Origin of the sequence: Pseudovibrio exalbescens (genome assembly GCF_028737195.1) — a bacterium.
Taxonomy (GTDB): domain Bacteria; phylum Pseudomonadota; class Alphaproteobacteria; order Rhizobiales; family Stappiaceae; genus Pseudovibrio; species Pseudovibrio zosterae.
Genome location: NZ_JAQZAJ010000001.1, coordinates 703041 through 716520 on the forward strand (window position 1 = coordinate 703041; position 13480 = coordinate 716520).

Below are 13480 nucleotides of genomic sequence, written 5' to 3' on the forward strand. Positions count from 1 at the left end.
CACGGCGGCCTTTTGGGTTAGCGCTGGTTGTTGCCTCGGTAGCCCTTGGCGAGAATGTACATCTCCGGGCTTTCCTTGCGGCTGGCCGGTGGCTTGATGTGAGCGACCGACTTGAACTCCTTTTTGAGTTCCTGAAGAAGAGAGGATTCCGCCCCGCCAGCAAACACCTTTGACAGGAACAGACCGTCCTTTGCCAAGTTCTGGCGAGCAAAGTCGATGGCAACTTCAAACAGATAGGTGGTGCGCAGGTGATCCGTTTGGCGATGGCCAGTAGTTGGTGCCGCCATGTCGGACATAACCATATCGGGCTGGTGACCACCCAGAGCATCCATCAGCATTTCCGGTGCATCATCGTCCAGAAAGTCCTTCTGCAACAAGACCACACCCGGGATGGGCTCCATTTCCAGATAGTCGATGCCAACCACAAGCGGTTCATCATCCGTAGAGCCGACAATTGGCACAGTCACCTGACACCAACCGCCCGGTGCGGCACCCAAATCAACAACGCGCATTCCCGGCTTGATCAGCTGGTGCTTTTCGTTGATCTCAAGCAGCTTGTAGGCCGCACGGGAGCGATAGCCATCAATCTTTGACTTCTGCACATAGGGGTCATTCAACTGGCGCTGCAGCCAAAGCGTTGAAGAATTTGAACGTTTGCGCGCAGTCTTGACGCGCGTGAACATGTTTCGGTCCCCACGTCCGCGACCACTGGTGTTGCCACTCATCTTTTTTCCTTTCCAACACCGCTGCGTCGTTTGTTCTGTCCACCGCGCCAGACCTTGTCTGAGGCCATCATCTCCATGAGGATGCCTTCGCGCAATCCCCTGTCGGCCACCCGAAGGCGCTGACATGGCCATTTGCGGCGAATGGCTTCCAAAATGGCGCAGCCTGCAAGCACAAGATCGGCACGATCCTCACCAATACATGGGTTGAGGACGCGCTGTTCGTAAGACATGGCGAGCAATTTGCCGACCATGGCGCTCACGTCTTCGCTGTCCATCCAAGCCCCGTCGACACGGCGGCGATCGTATCTCTTGAGTTCCAAATGAACCCCGGCCAGTGTGGTCACCGTTCCAGAGGTTCCAAGCATATGAACATTGCCCGTTTCAATGGCGCGAGACAGCTCGCGGCTCAGCGGGAATGCTTCCAGCTTCTCGGCGACGTCCTGTATCATGGCTTCGAACAGATCGGAAGTCACATTCTTCCCGCCATGGCGCTCAGCAAGGTTCACAACACCCACAGGAAGCGAAATCCAGGTGCGGATGAACCGGGTCAGCGCAAAGCCGCGGGCACCGTATCGGTTGCGCAGATCCAACCACACGATCTCTGAGGAACCGCCACCAATATCGAAAAGGAGCACACCATCGGCATCTGGATCGACAAGTGAAACACAGCCGGCAACGGCAAGCCTGGCCTCCGTTTCCTGAGAAACGATCTCCAGATAGAGCCCCGCCTCGTCACGCGCGCGGGTGATGAATTCCTCGCCATTGTCCGCTGCCCGACAGGCTTCGGTGGCAATGAGGCGGGACCGTTTGACACCGCGCTCATCGAGCTTCTGGCGGCAAATTTTCAGGGCTTCAATGGCCCGTTCCATTGCCGCATCAGACAGGCGCTTGGAAGACCCCACCCCCTCGCCGAGCCGGACGATGCGTGAATAGGCATCCACCACGCGGAAACCACGCTGCTCCGGGCGCGCAATCAGCAGGCGGCAATTGTTCGTGCCCAGATCCAACGCCGCATAAAGCTCCTTGACGTGTCCATTGGCTTTATAGAGGCCCTGCTGGCCGCCCAACTGGGGTGGGTATGGCTGCTTGCCCTCTCTGCCAGCTTTCCAGAACCTGTCCTTGCCATAAGACTGACTGTTGGGTGCCCCCCCTTTGCGGGTGTCACCGTCGCGGCGCGGCTCATCGTTTGGACGGGGCTTGCGCCTCGGCCCGTAAGGGTCCTGCTTGCTGCGATTTTCCTGAGTTTTTGCCTTTGGACGCTCTTGCCGCTCTGGTTCAGGAACCGGTGCAGGAGGCGTTTCAATATGCACAGAGGTGCCGTCCGGCTCCACATGGACCACCGGCAAGCTTCTGCTTTGGTTTGCGAGCGCCCGACGTTCGGCCCGATTGGGCTTTTGCCTACGCGCTTTCCTCTGGCGTTTTATGCCTTCCGGACGCGAAGATACCTTCTCCCCAGATGCACTTGGAGAGACTGTTACTTGAGGGGGTGCCTGATGATTGGCCTCCCCGCCACTCTTTCTTCTCTGCCGCCTGCGCCTTCTTGTGGCGTAGTGGCCGCTTTTTGCGCCGGACGACTTCACTCTGGCTTCAGAGGAATCGTCACCCGTTTTGCTCAAGTACTATGCCTTTGTGGAGCCGCCGTAAGCCGGTAGCTCATGTCATTTCAAGTTACCTTCATATTAGGGATTGAAACGAGGAAGGGCAATGGGCGCTTTCCGGTGGTACAAAGCAAATTGCTTGCCACTGTGAGGCGAGTAGCGGTTCAATAACTGCGGTGCCCAGACAACCGCTTAGGCAAGGTCAGGTGTTTTGCGCAGCGCGGACCAGCGCGCGGAACATGCGCAGGCTCGAAGGGCGGTACAAGATGAGCTCGGGATGCCACTGGACGCCGAGCACAAACTGCCCCTGCCCTGGTTCCGATTCCAGCGCCTGTACCATGCCAAGAGCATCGCGCGCAGACACCTGCAGTCCGCGCCCCAGCGTTTGCACCGATTGGCGATGCAGGCTGTTTACACGCGGGCGCAAATCGCCCTTGAAGGCACGCGCTACCAACGTGGCAGGCTCAACCTCAATGAACCGACGTGAGAAGACCTTCGCCAGAAGGCTCTCGGTTGGTTGGAACCCCTCATAAATGTCGCGGGCATTCTGGTGGAGCGTTCCCGACCGCGCGACGTTGATCATTTGCGCGCCGCGGCAAATGCCAAGAAGAGGCTTGTTCTCGGCGCTCGCGTGTTTGACCACAGACAGTTCCAGTTGATCACGCGGGTGGTCGAGAAAGTGACTCCCGGTGTTTTTGTGACCGTAGAGGTCCGGGTTGATATCGCTGCCTCCGGTAATTAGAAAGCCATCGCAGGTACTCATACGCTTCTCGGAACCCGGCATGAGTTTCACTGGCCTTCCGCCTGCAAGAAACACCGCCAACCACGAAAACACCCAGAGAGTGCGGCCGGACTTCTTTGAAGTTGTGATGCCAATGGGCGGTCGTTTTCCAATCATGTGCCTAGCGATGTGAGTTCCTTTCTGACATGTTGCGGTTCGACAGAGTTTGTGACCTGAGGTAGTGGTTTCAGTATTTGGAGGACGAACATGTTGCGGCTTTTTATTGGCATAGTGACCCACGGCGCGGCGCTGGGGCTTGGTTTTGCGCTTGGCGTTTATTTTCTTCCCATTTTGACCGCCCCTCCTTCACCAGATGTCGCCGCGCTGCAAGAAATGGCCGAAGACGCGCTCTATACCTCTGAATTTGAACAGGACTTGCGCGGGCATGATTTTCTTCATTGGGGCAAAGGCACAGTCAGTTTGACCAGATCGCAGATCGTGCACACTGGTGAGCTGGCCCCAGGCCCCGACTATATGGTCTACCTCGTACCGGAGTTCGTTGCGCACGAAGATGAGTTTTTACCGCTCAAAGACCAAAGTCAGGTTATCGGCCCGGTCAAAACCTTCCAAGGGTTCGTGCTCGATATCCCGGAGGATGTTGATATAGAGAACTACACCACCGTTCTGGTGTGGTGCGAAGCCTTCTCTGAGTTCATCGCGGCGGCCAAGTACAAATAGATATCAGAACCCTCACCGACAGATCCCGGCCCGCCATCAGGCCGAAGCTTTTTGCAAGCAAATCGGTCTCATCGGGCCCGGTCACCGCCAGCGAAATCCGATCCCTTCAGCATGCCAGATGGCCGCTGGCTCCAGCATTCGGGCATGGTCCCGTTTCCAATCTTTCATTAGGCTGGTAAGCATGTCTGGCGCTGCCGCCAGCTTCTCAACGTACCGCCAACGCTCCCACTCCAGCGAGAGCGACCACGCCGGATTTCCCAGTTCACAATTTGGCAACCGATAGTGATAGGTAGGCCGCGGCGATATCTTCTCCTCGGCCCCATAGAGGCTCCGCACAAGCTCCCCATCCAGATGCGCAAACAGTGGCAACAGATCGAGCGATCTGCTGCGGGTCGGGTTGTGGCTGTGATAGTCCAAAACGAGCTGCTTCAGGTTCGGCGCATAATCGGGTGACACCACCAATCGGCGATAGTCATTGGGAAACGGCGCCACAAAACCGGATATGCGCCTTGATAAATCCACGCCGTGTTCTTCCATGAGCCACGGCTCAAGCAACAAGAAACTCTGTATGTGGCGCAAGATGCTTGCGGTCTCAGTGGATACGGCTTCAGCGTTGATGTGAAGGCCAAAAGCATAAAGCAAACTGCCTTTCGTCCCCATACCACCGGTCTCTCTGATCCGTGTGATCAAAGGCTCGAGACGATCGATTTGGGAAATCGGCACCGGCGGCAGAACGATCTCAAATGGCACGACCTTGACGGCCACCTCACCAATGGTGTCCCCGACTTTTTGCGGCAGATCGCTCAAAGCATCAGGAAGTTTGATCTCCTTTGGCAAATCCTCGTTTAGGGCGTGGTGGAGTTTTTGAAGCGGCGCAGAGTCTAAAAGCAGCTTGAAACTGCCCCATTCGGTGTCCGTCACCTCGCCGCTGAGCGGGTTCATGAGCTGCGCATGGCCGCCGTAAAGGTCAACAATGACGTCGGCAACCATGGCCAAGTTTACGCCTGCGTACTCCACTTCAAAACCAACGCAGCGCTGGGTATCGTCTTTGCCAATTGCACCTTGGTCTGATGTCACGCGTTTTCCTTTCATCATTGCGGCCAATCTATTTCTAACAGGCAAATGCGACATCGCATGCCACATTTGCGCGCGGCGCATCTCCAAGAGCCACCCACGATAGCAGGATCAAGTTGAAACGGGTGGGTCTGCCGCCCGCTCTTGCGCTCTTGCCTAGCGCGCCACTAGGTTGTTCCTCGTAGGCACCTGTCAGTTTTACACAGAATGCAGCTGGATTTGCTGAAGAAACGCAGGTTTTTGAAAGGATTGGTTTTGATCCGATTGACAAGATGCGCTGTGGGTCATAAATAGCAGCCCACCAGCGCGGTTGGGCCACAAACGCCCAGCCATAAATTATGCGCTAACCTATTGGTTCTACTGGGGAATAGTTTAATGGTAGAACAGCGGACTCTGACTCCGTCAGTCCTGGTTCGAGTCCAGGTTCCCCAGCCAAGCCTCTCCCGACATCCTTAGAGTTTCACAATGCTTACCAGCAGGCCTTAAGCAGGGCCTGTAAGCGGATGATCGTCATCTTGCTACTTACCGCAGGCGTGCGAGGCATCTGGCTGCACACTGCCAGTCAGCGACGCAGGGACCTATTGAAGTTCGAAAGACAGCACTTCAGTTGCGGTAAACTGGCTTCAACACCAATGAACTGCACCGAAATTGTTTCACACAGGCTTTTGCCACAAAGCAGCATGAGGCAATTGACAAGCCAAAGGCGACTAAATAAACAGGCGTTCATCGACGCCGCCACGGCGTCCGGGCGGCGCAAACGCTTAGCCAATTGGTTCTACTGGGGAATAGTTTAATGGTAGAACAGCGGACTCTGACTCCGTCAGTCCTGGTTCGAGTCCAGGTTCCCCAGCCAACCGACTTTTTTCAAGACAGTTGAAATCTATTTGGTCAGGGCAAGTGTTTTCTTGCTACCGAGTGCCCATGACGTTCCAAAACTGTCATAGGCCATACAGCTGACCGACAGCCTGCTCCCAAACAGCAAACACTTTACGGTCCTGACACCAAGCAACTGGCTTTGCAGCTCGATAGCTGATTTTGCCGGCCACATCAGCTCAACCCGAGTTATTCCATAGTCACTGTAGATGTTCAGGGCCTTGGCATTGAGCACCTCTGCCCGCCCCTCTACCACGGAGAGCTTTTGAATTTCGGTCGCATTGACCGGGATGGAGTTCAGGGAGACGGCTCCCAAGAGTGTCAACAGTGCTGTTGTTATGGTTTTCGTCATGAGATCGCCTTTCTGGATGGTTGACGATCCTTAACCTTACCATAGGTCAGGTGCATTTTTTGCGCTTTATTTCATTTGCATTACAAATCGCGACAATTCTCTTAAATACTGTCTCTTTTCTGCATAATATGAAGTAAATTTAACAAGGTAAGATCCCGCTTTGTTAATAGGTTCAACCTAGCTTGTTTTCGCATAGTAATCACAGGCCCGAAAGAGAATAAAATGTTAACAACATCGAGCCTTCATGAGCATATAGTCACCTGCGAGAACTTGTTGGAAGAGCACGGAGAGGCATTCTGGCGCGATCAACTTAGTGCCACGCGTGAGGTGGACATGATCGGCAACACATATGTGAATGCGGAAAAGCTGCTTGAACTGTTTCATTCCAGTCCATCGCTGAGAGATGTTTATCTAACCCGCACGCGCATGCATGCTCTGTCAGAGGATGAGCAGATCCATGCCAATGCCCGGCTAAGTGAACTTTTCCTGCAAATTTATTATCTTGCGCGCCGCTACATCAAAGACGATGTGGAAGTGATCCACCGCTATACCGGCTATCGCTGAGGGGCTGTCCGGCCCCTCAGCGGCCTTTTTCCTTGCGATCAGTCTGGGTTTTTGTGCGCAGCGCTATCTTGCAATGCTGCGCGCATCTCCTCATGAACGCGTGCCAGATGATGCTGACGCGGTGTGCTGAAGCGGGCAAGCAGCAGATACGCTGCCGGCGTTACAAACAGCGTTGCAACCGTTGCAAAGCCCAGGCCGCCAACAATCACCCAGCCCAGCTCCATGCGCGCTTCGGCACCAGCGCCAAAAGCGAGGACAAGTGGTACTCCACCGAGCACTGTGGAAATGACCGTCATCATCACCGGGCGCAGGCGCTGAAGGCATGCCTTATGGATGGCGTCTCGCACTGAGTTGCCTTGTTCGCGCAGCTGATTTGCAAACTCCACCACCAGAATGCCGTTCTTGGCCATGATCCCCACCAGAAGCACCATGCCGATCTGGCTGTAGACATTAAGCGAGCCGCCGGTCCACGCGATTGCAAACACTGCAGCGGCCAGACCGAAGGGCACTGTTGCCAGAATGACAGTGGCACTGAGGAAGCTTTCGAACTGCGCTGAAAGCACCAGAAACACGATCAGGATCGCAAAGCCAAAGGTCAGCAACATGTTGGAGGATGTCTGTTCCAACACCGCAGCCTCGCTGAGCAGCGTGATTGTCACCTCCGGAGGAAGCACCTCAGCTGCAATGCGGCGCATGTCCTCAATGGATTGGGACAGATCATAGCCCTCATTAAGGCTCATGGAGATCGGTACGGCGCGCTGCTGCCGCTCACGGGTCAGCGACGGGGCGACAGCCTCCTCCTTGACGCTCACGATGGATGACAGGGGCAACATTGTGCCATCTGCGGCCTTCACGAACAGGTTTTCCAGATCGCGCGTGGAGCGCAGCGGTGTCGCTCCGGACTCCATGATCATGGGGATACCATCATCTTCCACGAACAGCTCCGCCACTTCCGAGCCATCCAGCAACATGCGCAGGGTGGAGATGACCAGCTCTGGAGACAGGCCCAGATCTTCCGCCCTGTCCCGATCCACGCTGAACAGCAGCTGCGGCTGGGTCGTGTCATAAGAAATGTTCGTGCGGCCGATCTTGTCACCAAGTTCATCCTGCATGGCCTGGGAAAGCGCATGTGCCCCTTCTGCCAACACGTCGTAGTTGGTGCCCGTCACCGCAAAACGCAGTCCTTCCCCTGCCCCGCGGATGCCCAATGTGTTCGGCTGAATGAGGAACACATCAATACCCTTCAGGCTCATCATGGCGCGGTTCATCTCCGCCACGATCTCCTGCTGGCTTCTGTCTCTTTCACTCCACGTTTTCAGTGGCAGAATGAGGAAGCCCATGTTCTTGCTGTTGCGTACACCTGCAATTGTCATGAGGTTCTGCGCTTCACCGCTCTCCACATAACGGCCAGCAATATCCTCGATCTCCGCCAGTTTTGAGCGGGTGTAGTCAAGGCTTGAGCCCTGCGGCGTACGGGCCATCATCAAGATGATCGAGCGATCTTCAAGCGGAGTGAGCTGCTCCGGCAAGGTCTGGTAGTAGTTCCAGCCCAGCGCGCCAAAGCCAATTGAAATTGCCACCACAAGAAGCGGCACCTTCAAAGCCTTGTTGAGCAGCATTTCATAGATGCGCGCAAGCGCGCCGCCCATCTTCATGATGAGCACCCATAGCATGGAAGGGCGCGCCGCCTTTTGCGCGTCGACCGGCTTCAAGATCCGTGAGGCCATCATGGGCGCGAGGGTAAGCGCGACGAACGATGACAGCAGCACACAAATGGCAAGCACAAAGCCGAACTCGGAGAACAGCTTGCCCACACTTCCCGAAAGAAACGAGATTGGGATGAACACGGCAGCAAGCGTTGCCGTGGTGCTGACAACCGCAAAGAACACTTCCTTCGTGCCAAGAATGGCAGCGGCGTGGGTTCCCTCGCCCTTTTGAACGCGCTTGGAAATGTTCTCCAGCACCACAATGGCATCGTCCACCACCATGCCGGTGGCCAGCAACAGTGCCAAAAGCGTCAAGATGTTCATGGAAAAGCCAACAAGCCAAATCCCGACCACAGCGCCCATGAGCGCCACTGGCACCGTAACTGCCGGGATCAGGGTGACACGCCACGAGCCCAGAAACAGCATGATGATTGCGATCACGATTGCCGTTGCCATGAGCAGGCTGATGAGAACTTCCGAGATGGCGCTCTCAATGAACACCGCATCATCTGCCGTGATGATGATTTCAACATGCTCGGGAAGTTGCTTTTCCAACTCGGCAATCACCGCACGCACATCCTGAGAAATCTCGATGGTGTTGGAATCTGCGGCGCGAATGATGCCCAGCGCAATGGCACGCACGCCATTGATGAACGCCCCTGACGCGGCATCATCAGGTCCGTAAGTCACCAGCGCCACGTCGCGGATACGGGTGGTGCTGTTGATTTTCACGGCGGCGATGTCTTCTGCGGTCTCGATGTCATTGTGTGCCCGGACATAAAGCTCCTGGTAGGTGGTCTCCAACGCGCCGCCAGAGGTGTCCATGGCCAAAGCCTCAAGAACACCGCGCACATCGTTGGGCGTCAGCCCCCGGCTGGAAAGCGCCGTCATGTCCAGCGCGATCTTGAAGACCGGCTCCCGGCTGCCGTAAGTGTCCACACTGGCCACCCCTGAAACGGAGGCAATGCGGTCGACGATCACGTCTTCAACGAGTGCGCTGAGGTCTTCCACACGCATCTGGGGTGAGGTCACCGTGGCGCGCATGACGGGTTCGGCGTCCGCATCGGCCTTCACCACGGTGGGAGTGTCGGCGTCATCTGGCAGGTTGCGCGTTACACCGCCAACGGCGTCACGAATGTCGTTGGCCGCTTCGCCCACATCCACACTGTCGGAGAATTCAACGGTGACGCGGCTACGCCCATAGCTGGAGGTGGAGGAGATTGAGGACACACCTGAGGTGCGTGCAACCGCCTCTTCAATCACACTGGTGACTTCTGCATCCACCACCTCCGGCGGCGAGCCGGAATAGGTTGTGGTGATGGTAATCACCGGACGGTCCACGTTCGGCATTTCGCGAATTTCAACACCGAGCAACGCCGCGGCCCCTGCTACCACGAGCAGAAGGTTCAGCACGATCGCAAGAACAGGACGGCGCACACACAGCGCGTAGATGCCACTGTAGAGGTTCTTGTCCTCCACCGCATTTTGCTTATGCATGGGATGGGTCTCTTTCTACACTGGACAGACTTAACGCACACCGCCGGAGGCAGCAGCCTGCTGCCCCACCCCGGAAGCGCCGTTTGGCAACGTGGTTTGCTGGTCCTTTGAGGCGTCGGAGCTCACGGCCTCTGGCATCTGCAAGCTGAAGCCCGGCTGCGCGGTGATGGTCAGCTTGGCCCCTTCTCGAAGACCACGGGAGCTTTCGGTAATCACCACCTCACCCGGCTTCAAGTCGGCCTCAACCAAAATCAGATCCGAGTTGCGCTCGATAATGGTAACGGGCAGACGCTGGGCCTTGTTTTCCCGAGCAACCCACACATAAGAGCCGTCCTGGTCCCATCGCAGAGCCAGTGGTGGGACGGCGGGCCATTCCTGCCCCTCCAAAAGCACGCGAACGGAGAAGGCCAGTCCAGACTTAAGCAAATCACGCGGATTGCTCACAAGAGCGCGCAGTTTCAAGGTTCGGCTTTCAGAGCTTACACGGTTATCAATGGTGCTGATCGTTCCATTGAAAACAACACCGGGAGCTGCCTCTGTGGTCAGCTCGACGCGGCCGCCGATAGCCACTTCATTTGCAAAACGCTCCGGCACGACGAACTCCACCAGGATTTCCGCCCGGTCATCAAGCCCGCTCAGGCGTGTCTTGTCATCCACCAGATCGCCAATTTCCACGTCCACAATGCCAAGCGTCCCTTCGAACGGCGCAACTACACGGCGTTTATTGAGTTCGACGCGGGCCTTCTCAAGTTGCAGCTCAGCTTTCTCCTTTGCGATGCGCGCGTCTTGCAGCTGTACTGAGGAGATGGTTTGGCTCTGGCTTTGGTTCAGGCGCTGGTAGCGGTCCACCTGATCGATGGCATCCTGAAGCTCAATCTCTGCCTGGCGCAAAGCCAGTTGTTCATTGATGTTATCCAGCGTGAAGAGTGTATCGCCTGCCTGCACCTTGTCGCCAGCGGTGAAAGCAATCGTTGTCACGCGGCCACTTGTTTCAGGATAAAGATCGGTGGTGCGAATGGATCTGCCAGTGCCGATGGCACGGACAAAGGTGTCGGTTTGCGCCAAAACCACGTTACGGGCGTGGACAGCGACCTCACGCGGACCGCCCGGCCCCATGCCCGGAGGACCGCCTGCTGGCTGTGCGTTTGCTGTGGCAGCATTTGCGTCCTGCACCACACCCAAGTCTTTCAGTCCTGAGAGCTTCTGGCTCTCCAGCATGGGGGCGCCGATCATAAAATAGCCAGCTGTTACGACTGCAACCGTAACGCCAGCAGTAGCTGCGAACTTCAGAGCCTTCATGGGGAAGACACTCCAATCTCTTTTTCAGTGCGGAAGGAAGCCTTGCCAGCTTCTCGTAGAATTACCCGAATGGTTCCGTGGCCAGAACACAAATGCCACCGGAATCCTAGTGGTAGTCTTATCTCCGAATTCGATGGAGCACGCCAGTGTTGTGCGCGCCCGAAAGGTAACCAACTATCTGAAACATCGTCTCCTGATACACTTTGATACACTTATTGCAGGGCGAACCACGGCGTTTGGCTACAAACAAAAACGGCTGCCCGAAGACAGCCGCTTGAAAAAACTTGGGTTTGCAGCTTTTACACGGCTGCCACTGACTGGCGCACCACAACGGGGCTGCCATCTGGCACACGATTGTAAAGGTCGATTATGTCCTGATTGAACAAGCGAATACAGCCGCTCGATACATTCTGTCCGATAGACCAGTCTTCGTTGGTGCCATGAATGCGGTACAGGGTATCAACACCGTTGTCGAACAGATAGAGGGCCCTTGCGCCCAGCGGATTACCAAGCCCCGGCTCCATGCCATTCCGGTATTTTTCCAGCTCTGGCTGGCGCGCAATCATGTCCGACGGCGGTGTCCAACGTGGCCACTGGCGCTTGTACTGCACTCTGGCATCACCAGACCACTCGAACCCTGCACGACCGACGCCAACGCCATAGCGCATAGCAGTGCCGTCAGCCCGCACCAAATAGAGGAACCGTTCGCCCGGATCGACCACCAGCGTGCCAGCACGCTCAGGACCAGTGTATGGCACCACCTGACGCAAGAAACGAGAATCCGAAACCTGTTTCAGATCGACAGCGGGGATTGGGAATTTTTCATCCGGAATGGGGCCGTACATGGCGACGTAATAAGGATCAGCGCGCAAATCCAAAGTTGCACGGGGCCGCGGGCTGGAGGTTGTCTGGCACCCTGCCAACAAGAGGGCCGATGATCCAACGAGGAAGCTGCGGCGGGTCAGCTTCGATGAGGCCAACTCGTTTTTCATTCCTATTAGTTCTTGTGCCTTCACCGCACTTTTTCCTTTTAATCTAACATGGGCTTAGGGCAGATCTTGCACGCCTACCCTAACGAACTTCTGCAGGAAGCCCAAAAATTTATCATCAAATTTGCCCCACTTATGCTTAATGGACATTAAACAAGGTGTAACAGCGCGGGACCCCAAAACTCACAGAGGCGCTTAGACCATTTGATTATGTCGAAATAAGGCAAACAGAACCTGATACCACAGGGGCCTCTGGTGGATTTGTGTGTTTTAAACAAACAAACCGCTCACGAAATTGTGTAGCGGCTTGTTCTTCAACTTTTAAGGGGGAGAAGCAAAATCTGGCCGCTCAGCCCGGCTTATGGTGCTCATGCCAATGGCGCGCAATGTCAACGCGCCGGGCCACCCACACATCGCTTTTCGCTGCAACATAATCCAAGAAGCGGTTCAGCGCTGCCATACGTCCGGGGCGTCCCACGAGACGGCAATGCAAACCAACCGAGAGCATCTTGGGCGCGCCCTGCTGCCCTTCCTCGTAGAGCGTGTCAAAGCTGTCTCTCAAATACGCGAAGAACTGATCTCCCGAGTTGAAACCTTGCGAGGTTGCAAAGCGCATATCATTGTTGTCTAGCGTATAAGGCACAATCAAGTGCGGTCCGTTTTCGCCTTCGGTCCAGTAGGGCAAGTCGTCGGCATAGCTGTCTGCATCATACAAAAAACCGCCGGTCTCCATGACGATATCCCGCGTGCGCTCGGAGCATCGGCCGGTGTACCAGCCAAGGGGCCGCTCCCCTGTCACCTCTGTGTGAATGCGAATGGCTTCCTCCATGTGGAAGCGTTCTTCCTGCTTGGAAAAATCTCGGTATTCTATCCACTTGAGGCCGTGAGAAGCGATTTCCCAGTCCGCTTCCTTCATGGCAGCCACGGCTTCCGGATTGCGCTGCAAGGCTGTCGCCACACCGAAAACCGTTACCGGCATGTTGCGGGAGGTGAATGCGCGCCACAGCCGCCAGAAGCCTGCCCGGGCCCCATACTCATAAATGGTTTCCATGTTCGGATGGCGTTGGTTCACCAGCGGTTCGGCGCCAATAATTTCTGAGAGGAACGCCTCTGAGGCCGGATCGCCATGGAGGATGTTGTTTTCCCCGCCCTCTTCGTAGTTGATCACGAACTGGAGGGCGACCTTGGCCCCGTTAGGCCACTTGGGGTCCGGTGTCTGCCTTCCATAACCCACTAAATCTCTAGGGTAATTCATATCTATGGTGCCTCGCCTGCAAAACGCTACTTAAACCAATGGGATTGCTTGCTTTTTAGTTGCAATGCCAGCACATCCCCAAAGCGGCA

The 13480-nt window shown here is 55.9% G+C and carries 11 protein-coding genes and 2 tRNA genes; 4 read left to right on the plus strand and 9 right to left on the minus strand.

The genetic code is table 11. The features are described from left to right. Nucleotides 1–17 precede the first annotated feature (17 nt). The 3 genes from PUV47_RS03355 to PUV47_RS03365 all read right to left on the minus strand — a co-directional run bounded on the left by PUV47_RS03355 (nucleotide 18) and on the right by PUV47_RS03365 (nucleotide 3221). The gene (locus PUV47_RS03355; RefSeq protein WP_274217030.1) at nucleotides 18–725 is read right to left on the minus strand and encodes an RlmE family RNA methyltransferase; all 708 of its coding nucleotides are present in this window, start codon (nucleotides 723–725) and stop codon (nucleotides 18–20) included. Continuing rightward, complete coding sequence (locus tag PUV47_RS03360; protein WP_274217031.1) at nucleotides 722–2065, minus strand: Ppx/GppA phosphatase family protein; 1344 nt, start codon at nucleotides 2063–2065, stop codon at nucleotides 722–724. Before PUV47_RS03360 ends, PUV47_RS03355 begins: the two co-directional genes overlap by 4 nt. Nucleotides 2066–2525: 460 nt before the next feature. Beyond that, nucleotides 2526–3221, minus strand: a complete 696-nt coding sequence (locus tag PUV47_RS03365) for a gamma-glutamyl-gamma-aminobutyrate hydrolase family protein (protein WP_274217032.1) — start codon at nucleotides 3219–3221, stop codon at nucleotides 2526–2528. 90 nt (nucleotides 3222–3311) lie between these two features. On the opposite strand from PUV47_RS03365, the gene PUV47_RS03370 reads away from it, so the two are divergent. Beyond that, a complete protein-coding gene (locus PUV47_RS03370; protein ID WP_274217033.1) occupies nucleotides 3312–3782 on the plus strand; it encodes a DM13 domain-containing protein in 471 nt (156 codons plus the stop codon). 81 nt (nucleotides 3783–3863) lie between these two features. On the opposite strand, the gene PUV47_RS03375 is transcribed toward PUV47_RS03370, so the two are convergent. Beyond that, nucleotides 3864–4859, minus strand: a complete 996-nt coding sequence (locus tag PUV47_RS03375; protein WP_274217034.1) for an amidoligase family protein — start codon at nucleotides 4857–4859, stop codon at nucleotides 3864–3866. 358 nt (nucleotides 4860–5217) lie between these two features. Here PUV47_RS03375 and PUV47_RS03380 point away from each other — a divergent pair. Both PUV47_RS03380 and PUV47_RS03385 read left to right on the plus strand, forming a co-directional pair. Then, nucleotides 5218–5291: transfer RNA gene (locus tag PUV47_RS03380), tRNA-Gln, on the plus strand. A 344-nt stretch (nucleotides 5292–5635) separates the two neighbouring features. Next, nucleotides 5636–5709 (plus strand) — tRNA-Gln (locus PUV47_RS03385). Nucleotides 5710–5736: 27 nt separating this feature from the next. Here the strand turns inward: PUV47_RS03385 and PUV47_RS03390 are convergent. Then, nucleotides 5737–6081 carry a hypothetical protein gene (locus PUV47_RS03390; protein ID WP_274217035.1) on the minus strand — a complete coding sequence of 115 codons (345 nt, stop codon included), beginning with the start codon at nucleotides 6079–6081 and terminating at the stop codon, nucleotides 5737–5739. A 222-nt stretch (nucleotides 6082–6303) separates the two neighbouring features. On the opposite strand from PUV47_RS03390, the gene PUV47_RS03395 reads away from it, so the two are divergent. Continuing rightward, nucleotides 6304–6645 carry a hypothetical protein gene (locus PUV47_RS03395; protein WP_274217036.1) on the plus strand — a complete coding sequence of 114 codons (342 nt, stop codon included), beginning with the start codon at nucleotides 6304–6306 and terminating at the stop codon, nucleotides 6643–6645. A 38-nt stretch (nucleotides 6646–6683) separates the two neighbouring features. Here the strand turns inward: PUV47_RS03395 and PUV47_RS03400 are convergent, their stop codons facing one another. From PUV47_RS03400 to puuE, 4 genes are all read right to left on the minus strand, one after another. Continuing rightward, entirely contained in the window at nucleotides 6684–9848 is a 3165-nt protein-coding gene (locus PUV47_RS03400) for an efflux RND transporter permease subunit (RefSeq protein ID WP_274217037.1), read from the minus strand. Between the two features lie 30 nt (nucleotides 9849–9878). Continuing rightward, on the minus strand, nucleotides 9879–11147 hold the full coding sequence (locus PUV47_RS03405; RefSeq protein WP_274217038.1) for an efflux RND transporter periplasmic adaptor subunit: 1269 nt from the start codon (nucleotides 11145–11147) through the stop codon (nucleotides 9879–9881). Nucleotides 11148–11446: 299 nt separating this feature from the next. Continuing rightward, nucleotides 11447–12139, minus strand: a complete 693-nt coding sequence (locus PUV47_RS03410) for a L,D-transpeptidase (protein WP_274217039.1) — start codon at nucleotides 12137–12139, stop codon at nucleotides 11447–11449. A gap of 346 nt (nucleotides 12140–12485) precedes the next feature. Further along, nucleotides 12486–13391, minus strand: a complete 906-nt coding sequence (gene puuE, locus PUV47_RS03415; protein WP_274217040.1) for an allantoinase PuuE — start codon at nucleotides 13389–13391, stop codon at nucleotides 12486–12488. Nucleotides 13392–13480: the final 89 nt, after the last annotated feature.

Bases quoted from the DNA above. Each gene is read 5' to 3' on its own strand.
- PUV47_RS03355 (WP_274217030.1), bottom strand. From the start codon at position 725: ATGAGTGGCAACACCAGTGGTCGCGGACGTGGGGACCGAAACATGTTC.
- PUV47_RS03405 (WP_274217038.1), bottom strand. From the start codon at position 11,147: ATGAAGGCTCTGAAGTTCGCAGCTACTGCTGGCGTTACGGTTGCAGTC.
- puuE (WP_274217040.1), bottom strand. From the start codon at position 13,391: ATGAATTACCCTAGAGATTTAGTGGGTTATGGAAGGCAGACACCGGAC.
- PUV47_RS03410 (WP_274217039.1), bottom strand. From the start codon at position 12,139: ATGAAAAACGAGTTGGCCTCATCGAAGCTGACCCGCCGCAGCTTCCTC.
- PUV47_RS03400 (WP_274217037.1), bottom strand. From the start codon at position 9,848: ATGCATAAGCAAAATGCGGTGGAGGACAAGAACCTCTACAGTGGCATC.
- PUV47_RS03370 (WP_274217033.1), top strand. From the start codon at position 3,312: ATGTTGCGGCTTTTTATTGGCATAGTGACCCACGGCGCGGCGCTGGGG.
- PUV47_RS03395 (WP_274217036.1), top strand. From the start codon at position 6,304: ATGTTAACAACATCGAGCCTTCATGAGCATATAGTCACCTGCGAGAAC.
- PUV47_RS03390 (WP_274217035.1), bottom strand. From the start codon at position 6,081: ATGACGAAAACCATAACAACAGCACTGTTGACACTCTTGGGAGCCGTC.
- PUV47_RS03365 (WP_274217032.1), bottom strand. From the start codon at position 3,221: ATGATTGGAAAACGACCGCCCATTGGCATCACAACTTCAAAGAAGTCC.